Source organism: Thermasporomyces composti (assembly GCF_003386795.1).
Classification (GTDB): Bacteria; Actinomycetota; Actinomycetes; order Propionibacteriales; family Actinopolymorphaceae; genus Thermasporomyces; species Thermasporomyces composti.
In genome coordinates, this window is sequence record NZ_QTUC01000001.1 from 1,315,519 (window position 1) to 1,332,250 (window position 16,732).

Annotated in this window: 16 protein-coding genes; 13 read left to right on the plus strand and 3 right to left on the minus strand. The window is 70.7% G+C overall.

Annotated features, from left to right (window positions below):
* Positions 1-42 precede the first annotated feature (42 nt).
* The 6 genes from DFJ64_RS05760 to DFJ64_RS05785 all read left to right on the plus strand — a co-directional run bounded on the left by DFJ64_RS05760 (position 43) and on the right by DFJ64_RS05785 (position 4,988).
* Positions 43-1,254 carry an ABC transporter ATP-binding protein gene (locus tag DFJ64_RS05760; protein ID WP_115849510.1) on the plus strand — a complete coding sequence of 404 codons (1,212 nt, stop codon included), beginning with the start codon at positions 43-45 and terminating at the stop codon, positions 1,252-1,254.
* Between the two features lie 12 nt (positions 1,255-1,266).
* Positions 1,267-2,337, plus strand: coding sequence for an ABC transporter ATP-binding protein (locus DFJ64_RS05765; RefSeq protein WP_115849511.1), 1,071 nt, complete (start codon positions 1,267-1,269; stop codon positions 2,335-2,337).
* A complete protein-coding gene (locus DFJ64_RS05770; RefSeq protein ID WP_115849512.1) occupies positions 2,334-2,879 on the plus strand; it encodes a hypothetical protein in 546 nt (181 codons plus the stop codon). Before DFJ64_RS05765 ends, DFJ64_RS05770 begins: the two co-directional genes overlap by 4 nt.
* An 84-nt stretch (positions 2,880-2,963) precedes the next feature.
* Positions 2,964-3,239 carry an FmdB family zinc ribbon protein gene (locus DFJ64_RS05775; RefSeq protein WP_115849513.1) on the plus strand — a complete coding sequence of 92 codons (276 nt, stop codon included), beginning with the start codon at positions 2,964-2,966 and terminating at the stop codon, positions 3,237-3,239.
* Between the two features lie 162 nt (positions 3,240-3,401).
* Positions 3,402-4,235, plus strand: a complete 834-nt coding sequence (locus DFJ64_RS05780; protein ID WP_115849514.1) for an S-methyl-5'-thioadenosine phosphorylase — start codon at positions 3,402-3,404, stop codon at positions 4,233-4,235.
* Between the two features lie 6 nt (positions 4,236-4,241).
* Complete coding sequence (locus DFJ64_RS05785) at positions 4,242-4,988, plus strand: SAF domain-containing protein (RefSeq protein WP_245940962.1); 747 nt, start codon at positions 4,242-4,244, stop codon at positions 4,986-4,988.
* A gap of 32 nt (positions 4,989-5,020) precedes the next feature.
* Here the strand turns inward: DFJ64_RS05785 and DFJ64_RS05790 are convergent, their stop codons facing one another.
* Entirely contained in the window at positions 5,021-5,428 is a 408-nt protein-coding gene (locus DFJ64_RS05790; protein ID WP_147304610.1) for a hypothetical protein, read from the minus strand.
* 69 nt (positions 5,429-5,497) lie between these two features.
* On the opposite strand from DFJ64_RS05790, the gene DFJ64_RS05795 reads away from it, so the two are divergent.
* The 4 genes from DFJ64_RS05795 to DFJ64_RS05810 all read left to right on the plus strand — a co-directional run bounded on the left by DFJ64_RS05795 (position 5,498) and on the right by DFJ64_RS05810 (position 11,034).
* Positions 5,498-8,257, plus strand: coding sequence for an exo-rhamnogalacturonan lyase family protein (locus tag DFJ64_RS05795; protein WP_211310508.1), 2,760 nt, complete (start codon positions 5,498-5,500; stop codon positions 8,255-8,257).
* Between the two features lie 91 nt (positions 8,258-8,348).
* Positions 8,349-9,179: a molybdate ABC transporter substrate-binding protein gene (modA, locus tag DFJ64_RS05800; protein WP_115851854.1), complete on the plus strand. Its 831-nt coding sequence runs from the start codon at positions 8,349-8,351 to the stop codon at positions 9,177-9,179.
* Positions 9,176-9,985: an ABC transporter permease gene (locus tag DFJ64_RS05805; RefSeq protein ID WP_115849516.1), complete on the plus strand. Its 810-nt coding sequence runs from the start codon at positions 9,176-9,178 to the stop codon at positions 9,983-9,985. Before modA ends, DFJ64_RS05805 begins: the two co-directional genes overlap by 4 nt.
* Positions 9,982-11,034 carry a sulfate/molybdate ABC transporter ATP-binding protein gene (locus DFJ64_RS05810; protein ID WP_115849517.1) on the plus strand — a complete coding sequence of 351 codons (1,053 nt, stop codon included), beginning with the start codon at positions 9,982-9,984 and terminating at the stop codon, positions 11,032-11,034. The genes DFJ64_RS05805 and DFJ64_RS05810 overlap by 4 nt, the downstream gene beginning before the upstream one ends.
* 8 nt (positions 11,035-11,042) lie before the next feature.
* Here DFJ64_RS05810 and DFJ64_RS05815 read toward each other — a convergent pair whose 3' ends face one another.
* Positions 11,043-11,684, minus strand: a complete 642-nt coding sequence (locus DFJ64_RS05815; RefSeq protein WP_115849518.1) for an endonuclease — start codon at positions 11,682-11,684, stop codon at positions 11,043-11,045.
* A 280-nt stretch (positions 11,685-11,964) separates the two neighbouring features.
* Positions 11,965-12,978 (minus strand): LLM class flavin-dependent oxidoreductase, encoded by a 1,014-nt coding sequence (locus tag DFJ64_RS05820; RefSeq protein WP_115849519.1) that lies wholly within the window; start codon positions 12,976-12,978, stop codon positions 11,965-11,967.
* 181 nt (positions 12,979-13,159) lie between these two features.
* Here DFJ64_RS05820 and DFJ64_RS05825 point away from each other — a divergent pair, with 181 nt between their 5' ends.
* The 3 genes from DFJ64_RS05825 to DFJ64_RS05835 all read left to right on the plus strand — a co-directional run bounded on the left by DFJ64_RS05825 (position 13,160) and on the right by DFJ64_RS05835 (position 16,678).
* The gene (locus tag DFJ64_RS05825; protein WP_115849520.1) at positions 13,160-13,954 is read left to right on the plus strand and encodes an aldo/keto reductase; all 795 of its coding nucleotides are present in this window, start codon (positions 13,160-13,162) and stop codon (positions 13,952-13,954) included.
* Positions 13,955-14,095: 141 nt separating this feature from the next.
* Positions 14,096-15,553: a hypothetical protein gene (locus tag DFJ64_RS05830; RefSeq protein WP_147304611.1), complete on the plus strand. Its 1,458-nt coding sequence runs from the start codon at positions 14,096-14,098 to the stop codon at positions 15,551-15,553.
* 204 nt (positions 15,554-15,757) lie between these two features.
* Positions 15,758-16,678 carry a D-isomer specific 2-hydroxyacid dehydrogenase family protein gene (locus DFJ64_RS05835; protein WP_115849522.1) on the plus strand — a complete coding sequence of 307 codons (921 nt, stop codon included), beginning with the start codon at positions 15,758-15,760 and terminating at the stop codon, positions 16,676-16,678.
* Positions 16,679-16,732 lie beyond the last annotated feature (54 nt).

Here is a 16,732-nt window from a genome sequence, read left to right on the forward strand (position 1 = left end):
GTGAGCAAGCGACCAACCAGCGAAGAGGGCAGGGTCCGGACAATGACTGAGGCAACGGTCAGCACCACCACCGACGTCGAGATGCCGAGCGACACGGTCGTGAGCGTTCGCGACCTCCACGTGGAGTTCCCCACCCAGGTGGGCCTGGTTCGCGCGCTGAACGGCGTGAGCTTCGACGTCCCACGGGGCAAGGTGCTCGGCATCGTGGGCGAGAGCGGGTGCGGCAAGAGCGTGACCGCCCGGGCGATTCTGCGGATCATCGAGCGGCCCGGACGCATCGTCAGCGGCAACATCTACTTCCGGCCGCAGCGCCACTTGCGGGACGAGCCCGGTGGCACGCGCCGTTCCGAGAAAGGCCAACGGAAAGGCGGCCAGGAGCACTCCTTGGACGGCGGCATCGTCGACCTGACGGCGATGGACCCGAACAGCCCGGAGATCCGAGCGATCCGCGGCCAGGAGATCTCGATGATCTTCCAGGAGCCGATGACGTCGCTCAACCCGGTCTACACCGTCGGGAACCAGATCGAGGAAGCGATCCTGCTCCACCAGACCTCCGACCGCGACGAGGCGCACCGGCGAGCGGTGGAGATCCTGCGTCGGGTCGGCATGCCGAACCCCGAGCGGATCGCCCGCAGCTACCCGCACCAGCTCAGCGGTGGTATGCGCCAGCGCGCGATGATCGCGATGGCGTTGTCGTGTACGCCGACCCTGCTCATCGCCGATGAGCCGACGACGGCGCTCGACGTGACGACCGAGGCCCAGATCCTGGAGCTCATGCGGGAGCTCCAGGCCGACTTCGGGATGTCCATCATGTTCATCACCCACAGCATGGGCGTGGTCGCCCAGCTGTGCGACGAGGTGGTGGTCATGTACCTCGGCCGGGTCGTCGAGCGGGCGAACGTCGAGGACCTCTTCTACAACCCGAAGCACCCGTACACCGTCTCCTTGCTGCGCTCGATCCCTCGGCTCGGCGTCAACCGTGGACAGAAGCTCGAGGTGATCAAGGGGTCCGTCCCCGACCCCTACTCCCGGGTGCCCGGCTGCCCCTTCCATCCGCGTTGCCCGAGTGCGATGCCGGGCCTCTGCGACAAGGTGCTGCCGTTGGAGACCCCGGTCCCCGGCGACACCGCCCACACGGTGCGCTGCCACCTCTACCCCGGCAGCACACCCGCGGACGCCGCGTCTAGCACCGCGCCGAACGCCCAACCGTCCACCGCCGCGCCCTCCGGCACCGACTCCCCCGCGGGCAACTAGGAGGAATCGATCGTGAACGACACTCTGCTCGAGGTCAAAGGACTGAAGAAGTACTTCCCGATCAAGCAGGGATTCCTCAGGCGTGTCGTGGGCCACGTCCGGGCCGTCGACGGTGTCGACCTGACCATCAAGCGCGGGGAGACGTTCGCCATCGTGGGCGAGAGTGGGTGCGGCAAGAGCACCACCGGCCGGACGATCCTGCGGCTGGAGGAGCCGACCGAGGGGGAGGTCATCTTCCACCACAGCGAGCTGGGTCCGGTCAACGTCGAGAAGGCCGACTCGAAGACCCTGCGGCGGATCCGGCCGGAGATGCAGATCATCTTCCAGGACCCCTTCTCCTCACTGGACTCCCGGATGACCGTGGGCCGGATCATCGCCGAGCCGATGATCATCAATAACACCCTGAGCGGGCGCGCGCTGAAGGACCGGGTGGCCGAGCTGCTCACGGTGGTGGGTCTGCGTCCGGAGCACGCCAGCCGCTACCCGCACGCGTTCAGCGGTGGCCAGCGCCAGCGGATCGGTATCGCTCGCGCCTTGGCGCTGAACCCGAAGCTGATCGTGTGCGACGAGCCGGTCTCCGCGCTCGACGTCTCCGTCCAGGCGCAGGTCCTCAACCTGCTCGAGGATTTGCAGGAGCGGTTCGACCTGACGTACCTGTTCATCTCCCACGACCTCAGCGTCGTCGAGCACATCGCCGACCGCGTCGCGGTGATGTACGTCGGTCGTGTGGTCGAGGTCGCGTCGACCGACGAGCTCTTCTACAACCCGAAGATGCCGTACACCGAGGCGTTGCTGTCCGCGCTGCCCAAGCCGGACCCGCGAAACCGGGTACGGCCGACTGTCTTGTCCGGCGAGGTGCCGAGCCCGGCCAACCCGCCATCGGGGTGCTACTTCCACCCCCGCTGCCCCTACGCCCAGGAGATCTGCAAGAAGGAGACTCCGCAGCTGCGGGACGTTGGCGGGAACCACCTGGCCGCGTGCCACTTCGCCGACCAGCTCCAGCTCAAGGGTGCGACGCCGTTGACGGAGGTTCCAGCTCCGCCGGTCCTCTCCACGCCCACGACACAGGAGGCGACACAGTGACGAAGACGGCGCGCGAGGGCCGCCCCCGGTTCACCGGTGTCAGCACGTACCAGGACCCGCTCGGCCGGTTCACCTTCCGCTACCCCTGGGACTGGCACCAGTACGACCTGGACGGCGACCGCGAGGGAGTCATGTTCGCTCCCGAGGAACCGCCGGACACCTACTTCGCCGCCTGGGTGAGCAAGCTCGACGAGCACGTCGTCGCCGAGGATCTCGACGTCCTGCGTGAGGGCGTCGAGGCCGGCCTGGCCCAGCTCGCCAACTACCAGGTAGAGAAGGCCAAGGACGACGTGCTCAGCAACCTCGTCAAGATCGAGCGGATCTACACCTTCGACGACGGCGGGACGACCCGGAAGCGTCGGGTGTGGATCCTCTACGTCGACACCTGGCAGATGGTCCTGGTGTTCCAGGGTGCGACGCCGGAGGACTACCACTACTGGCTGCCGATGGGCAACTACATCTTCGCGACGTTCCAGCTCCCCGAGGCGCTGTGGTTCGCCACGGACCGGGACCTGCGGGCGTACGACAGCTACGACGGCTGAGCCCTTAGCAGTCACACTAGAAGAGTGCTAATCTGAGCGCGCGTGTGCCCGCCTTCGTGGCGGCGTCTACGACATGGAGGGGCAGTGCCGACATACCAGTACGCCTGTGTCGAATGCGACGAGAGGCTCGAAGTCGTCCAGAAGTTCACCGACGAGCCGCTTCGCGAGTGCCCCAGCTGCCAGGGACAGCTGCGTAAGGTCTTCAGTCCCGTCGGTGTGGTCTTCAAGGGCTCGGGGTTCTACCGCACCGACAGCCGCTCGGACAGCAACGGAAAGAAGAGCAGCTCCTCGTCGAGCTCGTCGTCCGACAGCTCCAGCAGCTCGGACAGCTCGAGCTCGTCGTCCTCGTCCGCGGCCTGAGTCGGCCGGCGGGCACCGCGATCGAGCCACGCCCTGGGCGGCCCGCGCCGCCCAGGTGGCGCGTATGCGGCAGGCCATCGAGCCGTCGTCCACAGATCCTCGAGCGGCGTCTCCCTGTGGACGACGCCGTTGACGGCGCGCTCGTTCTCTACGCTGTGGCGCATGACTGCGCCCCCAGCCTCCTCACCGAGCCCTCCCCGCGCGGAGATCGGGATCATCGGCGGCTCCGGCTTCTACGCGTTCTTCGACGACGCCACCGAGGTCTCGGTGACCACGCCGTTCGGCGAGCCATCCGATCCGCTCACGATGGGCGTCGTCAACGGTCGGCACGTCGCGTTCGTCCCCCGGCACGGGCGTGACCACCGCTTCCCGCCGCACCGCATCAACTACCGCGCCAACCTCTGGGCGCTGCGGTCCTGCGGCGTGCGGCAGGTCCTCGCCCCCTGTGCCGTCGGCTCGCTGCGTCCCGAGCTCAAGCCCGGCAGCCTCGTCGTCCCCGACCAGCTCGTCGATCGCACCTCGGGACGCCCGCAGACCTTCTACGACGACGCCGCGGTCCACGTCAGCTTCGCCGATCCCTACTGCCCTCGCGGACGCCGAACCGTCGTCGAGGTGGCCGCCCGGTCGGGCTGGCCGGCCCAGGACGGCGGGACGATGGTCGTCGTCGAAGGACCGCGCTTCTCCACCCGCGCGGAGTCGCGGTGGTACGCCGACCTCGGCTGGACCGTCGTGAACATGACGGGGCATCCCGAGGCCGTGCTGGCCCGGGAGCTCGGCCTGTGCTACACCGCGATCGCTCTCGTCACCGACCTCGACGCCGGTCTCGCCGAGGGCGAGGGCGTGTCACAGGAGGAGGTCTTCGCGGTCTTCCGCGAGCACGTCAGCCGACTCAGGGATCTGCTCCGCCTCGTCGTGGCCGAGCTCCCGGTCGAGCGAGACTGCCCGTGCGCGTTCGCGCTCGACGGCCTGTCCCTGCCCTTCGAGCTGCCCGGGTGAGCGGTCGTGACGGCTGGTCGTGGTGCTCTGCGACGTGTCGCCAGAGCGGTCTCCTGGCACCGCCGTCTCGTCGCCGCCGCACTCGCGGCAGCGGGCGTGGCATTGGCACTGCACGGACTCGAACCCGAGCCGGCAAGCACGACCGAGGTGCTGGTGGCGGCGCGCGACCTACCTGGCGGGAAACGTCTCGAGCCCTCCGACCTCCGCGTGGTGGCGCTGCCGACGGACACCGTGCCGGCCGGCGCGCTGCGTCCTGGTGACCCCCGCGCCGCTCGCGTGCTGGCAACGCCCGTCCGCGCGGGTGAACCCCTCACCGACGTCCGGGTGCTCGGTCCCAGCTTGCTCGACGCCTATGCCAACGGTCAGGAGTTGGTCGCCGCGACGGTCCGGCTGGCCGACCCCGGTGACCTGGCCGCGGTCCAGGTCGGTGATCGGATCGACGTCTTGGCCGTGCCCACCGACCCAGCCACGACTGACCCAGCCACGACCGACCCAGCCGCCACGAACCCAGCGCCAGCCAGAGTCGAGCTCGTGGCTCGCGCCGCACCGGTCATCGCCCTGCCGAGCACGGACCGGACGGGCGCCACCGGGCGCGCGGCGGAGACCTCTGCCGATCTCAGCGCGGTCGAGACGACCGTGGCCCAGAGCCCCGGCGACCTGGTCGTCCTCGCCGTCCCCGCCGACGTCGCGGCCGACCTCGCGCGAGCGGCGGTCACCGCACGGCTCTCGGCCGTGGTACGCGGCCGGTCCTGACCCGGCCCCGCCGCCGGTCCCGTCTGAACCGCTCACGTCCCGTGGTGCGGCGGCACCTCCCTGAGCAGACGCTCGTCGTCGTCGCCCGACCAGTCACCCCAGGCCTCGAGTCGGTCCTCGGTAGTGTGGCTCGGCAACAACGACCCGAGCCGCTGGACGCGCCACCGCGGCGACGTCGCGGATCCGTGAGCGTCGCGCGGGCTCGGCCGGCTTGCCGCGCCTGTCCAGCGCTCGTGCTCGGGGTCCCTCGTGGGCCGGTCGGGTGAGCGCTGCGTTCCGTCCTGCACACCCCGATCCTGCCCGGCGCCGTCCATGCGCACCACCTCGGTGGCCGTCTCGTCCGCACACCGGCTCGCGGCCCGCCCCGGCTGACCAGGCGGCCCGAGCTCGCCGCGAGTGCCGCCTCCGGTCAATGCGTTCGCCTTGACGGGAAGATCCACGCCCCTAGCATCCGAGAAAGCGCTTACCGAACGCGACGCTCCGCTCACTCGACGCCTTGGAGGTTCGCCGTGCCCAGGTACTCCCGACGGGGCTTCCTCAAGCAGGCCGTCATGGTGGGTGCCTCCGCTCACCTCGGAGCTGCCACCCAGGCCCGCGCGTCGACGCCCGCGGGCGTGCACCGAACCGACGCGCGCGGCCAGAGCACCACCCTGCACTGGCTGGAGGGCGACCCACCGCCTGAGCTGAGCGGGACGACGTGGGGAGTGCCTTGGCCCCGCGGCGCCTTCCCCGCGGACCAGCAGTTCACGCTGCGGACGGACACCGGCGTCGACGTGCCCATCCAGACGTGGCCGATCGGCTACTGGCCGGATGGGTCCTTGAAGTGGAGCGCCCACGCCATCGGGGCGACCCTGCCAGCCGCGAAGTCCTACGTCCTGAGCCCGGGCACCCCGACGGAGTCCTCGACGAAGGTCACCGTCCGCGACACCCGTGGCTACGTCGAGGTGGACACCGGGGTGATCGTCTGTCGGGTGATGAAGAGGGGCTCCACCCTCGTCCATTCGCTCACCCGGGACGGACGTGAGATCGCCCGGGCGGGCCAACTGGTGTGCGTTGCTCAGGACAGCGTGGTGGACGGGGACGAGGGCACCGAGCGTCGGCGACGGTACGTCGGTGTGAACGAGCGCGTCGAGGTCGAACAGGCCGGGCCGGTCCGCGCCGTCGTGCGGATCGAGGGGAAGCACCGCGGGCCGAACGGTGCGGCGTGGCTGCCGTTCACGGTCCGGCTGTACTTCTACGCCGGCGCGGAGAGCGTGCGAATGATGCACACGTTCATCGTCGACACCGAGCCCGAGGACCGGTTCATCCGCGGTCTCGGGGTGCGCTTCACAGTGCCGATGCGCGACGCGCTCCACGACCGACACATCCGGCTCGCCGGCGAGCAGCCGCCAGGCAAGCGCGTGGGCATGCTGGCCGAGGCGGTCAAGGGTCTCACCGGCCTGCGTCGCGACCCAGGCGCGGCGGTTCGCGCCGCCCAGGTCGCCGGCCAGCCGACCCCGCCCATGAGCGAGTGGGACACCCGGGTGAGCAGCCGGGTGCAGTACATCCCCGCCTGGGGCGACTACACGCTCAGCCAGCTCACCGCCGACGGCTTCCACATTCGCAAGCGCACCAAGGCCGGCCACGGCTGGATCGACGTCGGTGGGGGGCGACGAGCGCTCGGCTTCGGCTACGTCGGAGGCGTCAGCGGTGGTCTGGCCTTCGGGATGCGGCACTTCTGGCAGCTGTACCCCACGCAGCTCGACATCCGGCACGCCGCCAGCGACGAAGCCGAGGCGACGGTGTGGCTGTGGGCCCCGGAAGCGCCGCCCATGGACCTGCGCTTCTACCACGACGGGATGGGGCAGGACACGTACGCCGAGCAGCTCGAAGGCCTGGAGATCACCTACGAGGACTACGAGCCCGAGTTCGGGACGCCGGTCGGCATCGCCCGCACGACCGAGCTGACCTTCTGGGCGCTCGACGCGACACCCTCCACCGAGCGCCTGGCGGATCTCGCCGCCGCCGCGGCCGTCCCGCCGCTCCTCGCCGCGCCGCCCGCCCACCTGCGCGGCGCCGAGGTCTTCGGCGACTGGAGCCTGCCGGACCGATCGACTCCCGCCAAGGCCGAGATCGAGGACCGCCTGGACTTCCTCATCGACTACTACCAGAAGCAGATCGAGCAGCACCGCTGGTACGGCTTCTGGAACTTCGGGGACGTCATGCACGCCTACGACCCCGATCGTCACTGCTGGCGGTACGACGTGGGCGGCTACGCCTGGGACAACTCCGAGCTCTCCCCCGACCTGTGGCTGTGGTACAGCTACCTGCGCACCGGCCGCGCCGACATCTTCCGGATGGCCGAGGCGATGACGCGCCACACCGGGGAGGTGGACGTCTACCACCTCGGTCGGTTCGCCAAGCTCGGCACCCGGCACGGCGTCCAACACTGGGCGGACAGCGCGAAGCAGGTCCGGGTCAGTACGGCGGCGTACCGGCGGTTCTACTACTTCCTGACCGCCGACGAGCGGACCGGCGATCTGCTGCACGAGCTGATCGACGCTGACGAGACGTTCCTGACGCTGGATCCGATCCGCAAGATCCGCACCGAACCGTACGAGCCCGATCCGCACGCCCTGGCCATCGGCCTGGGAACCGACTGGGGGTCGCTGGCCGCGGCGTGGCTCACCGAGTGGGAGCGCAACGGCGACCCGATCGCCAAGACCAAGTTGCTCAACGGGATGGAGAGCATCGGGCGCCTGCGGTACGGGCACTTCACCGACGACGTCCTCTACGACATCGACACCGGACGATACGTGTCGCCCGGCGACAAGATCGGCGTCTCCCACCTGTCCGCCGTGTTCGGCAAGGTGGAGATCTGCAGCGAGCTCATCCAGCTCGTCGACGACCCGGCGTTCGAACGAGCGTGGCTGCAGTACTGCCGGCTCTACAACGCGCCCGCGGAGGAGCAGATCGCCGAGCTCGGCCAGTCCCTTGGCAACCTGAACCTGCGCCAAGCCCACTGCCGGCTCACCGCCTACGCGGCGGCGAAGACCGGCGACCCGGCCCTCGCCCGCCGCGCGTGGGAGGAGTTCTACCGCGGTGACGCCGGCTACGGTCCCGACATCGTCTGGGAGACCCAGCGGGTCGAGGGCCCGGACGCGCTCAACCCGTTGGACGAGGCGACCTGGGTGTCGACCAACGCGACGGCGCAGTACGCGCTGGCGGCCATCCAGACCCTCGCGCTCGTCGGCGATCACCTGCCGCCGAACGGCATCGAGGTGCGCTGAGGCCTCACCGGCGTCGCGGCGGCCGGGTCGAGAGCGGGTGACCCTGGCTCGACGGTGCCGGAGACCGGAGCCACGCCGTACGATCGGCGGCGTGCGCCCCCGTCTTCCCACCACGCGGCGGCCTTCTCGTTGGCGTCCGCTCCTGTTGGTAGCGGTGACGCTCGTCCTCGCGGGCTGCGGATCCGCCAGTCCCGCGGACGCACCGTCGAACCGTGCGGACGGCAGCACAGCACGACCGAACGGGACGGTCACCGTCCTGGCGGCCGCGTCCCTCACCGAGGCGTTCGACAAGATCGCCCGGGACTTCGAGCGATCCCACCCGGGCACCACGGTTCGCCTCAGCTTCGGCGGCAGCTCCGCCCTCGCCACGCAGGTGATCAACGGGGCCCCCGCCGACGTCCTGGCCACGGCCGACCTCGCGACGATGCGACGGGTGGCGGAGGCCGACGGTGGGACGAGGCTCGCCCAGCAGCCCACGATCTTCGCCACCAACCGACTGCAGATCGCCGTCCCACCCGACAACCCGGGGCGGGTCGCCGGTCTCGCGCACTTCGCTCGACCGGAGCTGCGGCTCGCGGTCTGTGCCCCGCAGGTGCCGTGTGGCAGAGCGGCGGCGGAGGCGTTCCGGCGGGCAGGCGTCATCCCCCGACCCGACACCTACGGGCCTGACGTCAAGGCCGTCCTGACATTGGTCCGCACCGGCGAGGTGGACGCCGGACTCGTCTACCTCACGGACGTGTGCGCGGCCGGCGACGCCGTCCGAGGGCTGGACCTCCCCGAGGCCACGAGCCCAGTGCACGACTACCCCATCGCCGTGCTCGCCGACGCGCCCAACCCGACCGCGGCGCGCGCGTTCGTCGACCACGTCCACTCCGCCGCCGGCCGACAGCGACTCACCGAGGCCTGCTTCGAGGTGCCATGACCCGGTTCACCGTGGCACACGGTCGCGTCACCCGCCCACCGCTCGCGCTCGCCACACCAGCCCTCCTCGGCCTGGCGTTCCTCGTCGTCCCCCTGGTCGGCCTCCTCCTTCGCGCGCCCTGGGGGAGCTTCCTCGCCGAGCTGCGGGCACCGGCCGTGTGGGCGGCGCTTCGGCTGTCCCTCGTCTGTGCGACGCTCGCCACCGGTCTGTCTCTCGTCGTCGGAGTGCCGCTCGCCTGGCTGCTCGCTCGCGCCGCCGTCCCCGGCAAGGCTTTGGTGCGAGCCTTGGTCACCGTGCCCCTCGTCCTCCCCCCGGTCGTCGGCGGCGTCGCCCTGCTGCTCGTGTTGGGGCGCCGGGGTCTGGTGGGTCAGTGGCTGGACCAGTGGTTCGGCATCTCCCTGCCGTTCACCACATCCGCGGTCGTGCTCGCCGAGACGTTCGTCGCGATGCCGTTCCTGGTGCTGAGCGTCGAGGGAGCGCTGCGCGCCGTGGACCGCCGCTACGAGGAGGCCGCGGCGACGCTCGGCGCCTCGGCCTGGACGACCTTCCGCCGCGTGACGTTCCCGATGGTGGCCCCCAGTGTCGGCGCCGGGGCGGTGCTGGCCTGGGCCCGAGCCATCGGCGAGTTCGGAGCCACGATCACGTTCGCGGGGAACTTCCCAGGGACGACCCAGACCATGCCGCTCGCCGTCTACATCGCGCTCGAGACGAACCCGGACGCGGCGATCGTGCTCAGCCTGCTGCTGCTCGCCGTGTCGGTCGCCGTCCTCGTCGGCCTGCGAGACCGTTGGATGCTCGCACCATGAGCCTGCGCGCGCACCTCGTCGTCACCCGGGCACGGTTCACCCTCGACGTCCGCCTCGACATCGAGCCCGGTGAGGTGGTGGCGCTTCTCGGCCCGAACGGAGCGGGAAAGTCGACCGCCCTGCGGGCCCTGGCGGGTCTCGAGCCGCTCGCGGCCGGCTCGGTCCACCTCGACGGTGCTCCGCTCGACGACGTCGCGGCCGGCGTCCACGTCCCGCCTCAGCAGCGAGCGCTGGGCGTGGTGTTCCAGGACTACCTGCTCTTCCCGCACCTCTCCGCGCTCGACAACGTGGCGTTCGGGCTGCGCGCTCGCGGCATCGACAAGGCGGCCGCTCGCGCCCACGCCCTCGACCTGCTGCGCCGCATGGGTCTGGCCGACCTGGCCGACGTTCGACCGAGACAGCTCTCCGGCGGCCAGGCCCAGCGCGTGGCGCTCGCCCGAGCGCTCGCGGTCGCCCCGCGTCTGCTGCTCCTCGACGAGCCGCTCGCCGCCCTCGACGCCGCCACTCGCGTGAACGTCCGCGCGGACTTGCGCCACCACCTGTCCGCGTACGGCGGGTGCTGCCTCCTGGTCACGCACGACCCGCTCGACGCGATGGTGCTCGCCGACCGGCTCGTCATCCTCGAGAACGGTCGCGTCACCCAGGAGGGCACCCCGGTCGAGGTCGCGCGGACGCCGCGCACCGACTACGTCGCCCGACTGGTCGGGCTCAACCTGTACCGGGGAGTGGCGGACGGCACACGCGTCCGTCTGCCCGGCGGCCACGAGATCACGCTCGCCCACGCCGGCGAGGGCGAGGTGTTCGTCGCGTTTCCGCCGACCGCCGTCGCGCTCTATCGAACCCGACCCGACGGCAGCCCGCGCAACTGTTGGGAGGTCGGGGTGGCGAGTGTCGAACGGCACGGCGACCTCGTGCGAATCCGGCTCGAGGGCGATCCAGCGCTCCTGGCGGACGTCACCCCAAGCGCGGTCGCCGAGCTGGGACTGACGCCCGGCGTGCGTGTGTGGGCGGCGGTCAAGGCCACCGAGATTCGCTCGTATCCGGCTTGAGGGTCCGGTCACACCCCAGTTTGGACGTCCTCCACGACGTCCTTGGACAACGAGGCGCGCACGCAGCCCGCGACGAGGCGAGGGAGGTCCTCCGTGGGCACGAGCCGAGCCAGCGCGGTGGGTGAGGCGGGCAAGCCGAGCCGCTCAGCGCCACGCGCGGCCCGAGTGTCGACGTAGGGAGCGAGATCTGGCCAGACGCCTTGCACCTCGCGGCAGAAGATCGCGGCACCGGTGGGGCCGATACCGGGAACGCTCTGGAGGAGCCTGCTCACGCCGTCGACGTCTCCCCCTTCGGCGTGGAGACGACGCAGATCTCCCCTCCACTGCTCGAGGACCACCTCCGCGGCTCTGCCGAGCATCGTGGCGGTGCGTTCGTCGTAACGGCGGTAGTGCCCCCGACCCAGCGTGTCAACGCGGTCCTGCCAGCTGGCGTCGCGCATCGTGGCCGCCGAGCGATACCCGGCGCGGAACAGCTCGCGCGCGGCGGCGACAGCGATGCCGGCGCTGATCCGAGCCGACAGCAACGTCGCCAGGACCAGCAGCTGGTAGAGCGGGCCTGGCGTGTCCCTGAGCCGGATGTCGGCCTCGTCGGCGTAAGTTCGGCCGTGGCGGTCGAGCAGGGCGTGCGCGGTTCGCGTGGCGGTCGCCATACCTCACGCCCTACCCAGCTGCACCGTGACCTGCCCCCGCCACCGTCCGCACGCCGGACCCTGCCGACGTTCGGCCCAGGTGGGGCGTGCCTTCCGCACGGCCGCCCCGGGGGCAGAGGTCGCACTCGTCCCACGGCGCGCTCGAGTGGTCCCACATGTGGCTGGGATCAGTGGCTGGAAGGGCCGTCCCCCACGCCCCGCAGTGCGTCTGCACCCGCCATGGGCCCCCGCCATGGGCCCCCGCAATGAGCCCACGCCTGGACCCTGCGCCGACGAAGACCTACGTCCACGCCTTCGCCAGCAGTTCGTAGCTGTACAGGCGTTCCTCGATGCCGTGGACCTGGGTGGTGACCATGAGCTCGTCAGCACCCGTGGACTCGACCAGCTCGATCAGTTCGGCGCGGACCTTCTCCGGCGTCCCGATCGCCGGCCGGCTCGGCCAGCTGGCCACCAGCTCCCGTTCGGCGTCGGTCCACGGGTACCTCGCCGCCTCCTCGGGTGTGGGGAGAGCCCTCGGACGACCGGTCCGGAGCGAGAGCTGGACCAGGCGACCCGGCAGCGCCTGTCTCTCCGCCTCCTCCTGGGTGTCGGCGACGATGACCGACTGCGCCACCATCGTGTACGGCCGGTCGAGCACCGCGGACGGCCGGAAGTGACTCCGGTACAGCTCGAGGGCGCCCACGGTGTTGTGCGCGCTGAAGTGGTGGGCGAACGAGAACGGCAGCCCCAGCATGCCGGCGAGCTGGGCACTGTAGCCGCTCGAGCCGAGCAGCCAGATCTGAGGCGTCGACGTCGCGGCGGGCGTGGCGCGCAGCTTGACCGGCCTCGGCTCGTGCCGCGTCGGATCACCGAGCATGGCGAGCACGGCGTCCAGGTCACGCGGGAAGTCCTCGGCGGCATGGTTGTGTCCGCGACGGAGCGCGGCCGCCGTCACCGGATCCGTTCCAGGCGCACGGCCGATCCCGAGATCGACTCGACCTGGTGCGAGCGCCTCCAGCATGGCGAACTGCTCGGCGACGACAAGGGGCGGGTGGTTGGGCAGCATGACGCCGCCGGAGCCGACCCGAATGGTGGAGGTCCGTGCGAGCAGGTGGGCGATGAGGACCGGCGGACTCGTGGACGCCACCCCTGGCATGTTGTGGTGTTCGGCGACCCAGAACCGGTGGTACCCCCACTCCTCGGCACGGATCGCGAGCGTGATGGTCGCCTGGAGGGCTTGCGCACTGGTCTGACCCTCGCCGACCCAAGCCAGGTCGAGGATGGACAGCGGGACTCTCGTCGTTGCGTTGGGCACGCTTCCTTCAACCCCACGCGCATGGCTGGCCTTCCCGTCGGGCGATTTCCCGGTCGGCGGTCATGTCTCGCCCGGTCCGTTCGGCCCTCACGTGCCGCCGTAGCGCCGTTCGTCCTGCTGCGCATCCGGCGCAATCGCCTCACGGGCTGGCATCGCTCGTCGACCCGGGTAGGACGGTCCCATGACGAGCATCGGCCTCCGCTCTGACCTCGTGGTACCGCTCGGTGACGGCGGACGCATTCCCCTGCTCGGCTTCGGGACCTGGCAGCTGCGCGGTCGCGAGGCGTACGAAGCCACGCGCTGGGCTCTCGAGGCCGGGTACCGACACATCGACACGGCGACCGGGTACGGCAACGAGGCCGAGGTCGGCGCGGCCCTCCGAGACAGCGGCGTCCCGCGCGAGGAGGTCTTCATCACCACGAAGATGCCGCCGGACCATGTCGGTCGGGAGCGGCGCACGCTGGAGGAGAGCCTCGCCAAGCTCGGAACTGACGACGTGGACTTGTGGCTCGTCCACTGGCCACCCGGCGGCACGGCCGGCGTGGACTCATGGCGGGCGTTCATCGAGATGCGGGAGCGAGGGCTGGCCCGCGCCATCGGGGTGAGCAACTACTCGCTGGCGCAGATCGACGAGCTCACCCAGGCCACAGGCGCCACACCCGCCGTCAACCAGATCAAGTGGAGTCCGTTCCAGTTCGACCGAGCCATGCTCGACGGCTGTCGGAGCCGCGGGGTCGTGGTCGAGGGCTACAGCCCGTTCCGCGCCGCCCGACTCGACCATCCCGTGCTCCGACGGATCGCTGAGGAGCACGGGAAGACGCCGGCGCAGATCATCGTGCGCTGGCACATCCAGCACCGCGTCGTGGTCATCCCCAAGTCGGCCCGCCGTGACCGCATCGTCGCCAACATCGACGTTCTCGACTTCGCGTTGGCACCCGACGAGATGGCCGCGCTCGACGACCTCGGCCACGGTTAGATTTCTCCCATTTCGCACTCTTCGCCCTAAGGGCGTAACTCGTCCGTTCTCTGGTTCGTTCTGCCCGGCGACGCGGGTAACGCCGAGGCCACAGGAGCGCCTTTCGGGGGGCGACGCGTTTCCGCACGTCCAAGGAGGGATGTGACTGCGGCCATGGAGCTGGCGTCCATGGAGACCAGGGACCCCGCCCCGAGAGGTCGTCCAGAATCGTGGGTCCGACGCACGGCCGTCGCCGGGATCGGTGCCGTCGTCATCACGGCGCTCACCGCGTCGCCGGTCGCGGCGGACCCCAACGACGTGACCGACGAGACCTGGGCGAGCCGGGCGGCAGCCCACTCGCTGTACCTCACCGCAGGTGGAGAGATCGCTGGTGCCGAGGGGTACGTCGCGGTCCACGACGGCGCGACCGAGATCGTCCGTGGGGTGACCACCCCCGAGCTCCCGTTGATCAGTCAGCAGCCGTTCGCGATGGTGGGTGTCCTCGGGCAACACGCCTTCGCGTCGGAGACCGGGATCGCCGCCGCCTGCGCAGGTGTCGTCAGCCGAGGCGGCACCGTCCGGGTCGGCGCCGACAGCGGCTGCCTGGCGTCCGGTGAGGGCACGATACGGATCTCGCTCGGCACGCTCGATCACCTCGGTCTCGGGGCCCTCGTGGGTGGCGAGCGTCCTGAGCTTCCCGACCTTCCCGTTCCGGTGCCGGGCTCGCCGGAGGCTCCCGTCGCGGAGATCCCCGACATCCCTGTGCCGCGATTCGCGACGTCCGAGGACTCCGATCTCCAGCGTCCACGTGACGACGGCACCCTGCCCGATCTCGAGCTTCCAGACCTCACGGAGCTTGCCCTGCCGAAGCTCCCGAGCGTGGAGCTCGCCGTCGTCGGCAGCGCGATCACGGCACGCTGCCTGGCCACCCCGACCAAGGTCGACGGCGCGACCGACATCGCGCACGCTCGCGTCGTCGCGATCGTGGGCGACCACCAGATTCCACTCGCCGACCTGCCCCCGGAGGGCCTGACGCTGAGCCTGGACCAGCTCCTCGTCGCGCTGCAGAACCATCTGCCCGGCGAGGTGAGCGTCGTCCTCGACCAGATCCTGCTGGCTCTGCCCACCGAGAAGCTGGACGACGTTCGGCTGCTGACCATCCAGGTCGACGCCCGGGCCCAGGCCACCGGGCAGATCACGGTGACCGCTCTGGGCGTCGAGACGGCCTACCCCGGCCTGTTCGACCTCGCGCTCGGGACCGTGACCTGCGCCACCAACCGACTGGCACCGCCTCGAAAGTTCCCCGAGGCCGGGCCGCGGACGTTCGCCGGTGCGAACGGTTCGGACGAGGCCGCGGTGACGAGCGACGAGCGGGCCGAGCCCTCGGCGGCTCGCCACGAATCCGTGGCGAAGGGGGCGACCGGTGGGCACAGCACCGCCATGCGCCGGACCGCGGAAGGTGACACCGCGGAACGTGACGCCATCGCGTCCGCCGAGCTGGCGCCCGCGGCGAGCGGCAGCCCGGTGGTCCCCGTGGGCGCTGGACTCGTCCTCGCGGTCGTCCTGGCCGGCGCGGGCGTGGCGTTCGCCAAGCTGCGGCCTCGCCGCGACCAGAGCTGACGGGGCTGTTCGTCACACAGTCACGCGGCGCAGCGGCCGCGTCTCGGCCGGCCCGGGAGACCTTGCTCCTCCCGGGGCTCCTTCCCGGGGCTCCTTCCCGGGCCGGCCGATCCACGTCTTTCACCCCACCACCTGGGCGGTGTTGGCCACAGCGCCGGCGTACTCCGGCGCCGAGGCCTCGACGTCTCGGCCGATAATGTTGCGGTGAGTCGCGCACGCACGCTCAAGGTCTACGTCGGTCCGCAGCAGGCTCCCGAGCTGATCGACGCCGTCAAGGGCGCCGGTGGGCAGGTGTGCGAGACGAGCGAGGCCGCTGAGGCGATCGTGTGGTGGGGCGGCTCACCGCAGGAATACGACTCCCTCCACCACGACGGCATTCGCTGGGTTCAGCTGCCCTCGGCGGGTGTCGAGGGGTGGTTCGCCGCCGGGGTGCTGCGCCCCGGCACCACCTACACCTCGGCGGCCGGCAGCTACGCCGAGACAGTGGCCGAGCACGCTCTGGCGCTCATGCTGGCCGGCGTACGTCAGCTGCACACCGCGGCCCGGGAGCGGAGCTGGAGCCAGCCCACCGTCGGCGCGCTCTTCGACAGCACGGTCGGGATCGTCGGCTGCGGCGGGATCGGCCAGGCGCTCGTCCGGCTGCTCAAGCCCTTCCGCGCCCGGGTCCTCGCCGTCACCCGCTCCGGCTTTCCTGTGCCGGGCGCGAGTCGGACAGCCCGTCCGGACGAGCTGGACAGCGTCCTCATGGCGAGCGACATCGTGGTCCTTGGCGCGCCCGCCACACCACAGACTCATCACCTGATCGGCGCTCGCGAGCTCGCGCTGATGCGGCCGCACACCTGGCTGGTCAACATCGCGCGCGGATCGCTCGTGGACACCGACGCCTTGGTGGAGGCCCTGGAGAAGGGGACGATCGGCGGCGCGGCGTTGGACGTGACCGACCCTGAGCCGCTGCCCGACGATCACCCGCTGTGGACCCAACCCCGAGCCTTGATCACGCCCCACTCGGCGAATCCCCAACGGCTGATGATGCGGCGTCTGGCGGAGCGAGTCGCCGAGAACGTCAACCGGTACCTGCATGGCGAGGAGCTGCTTGGCCTCATCGACCTGGAACGGGGCTACTGAACCGGCTTATCCTCGTCGGCCAGTTTGACGCGCGACCTCTCCCTGGCGACAGTG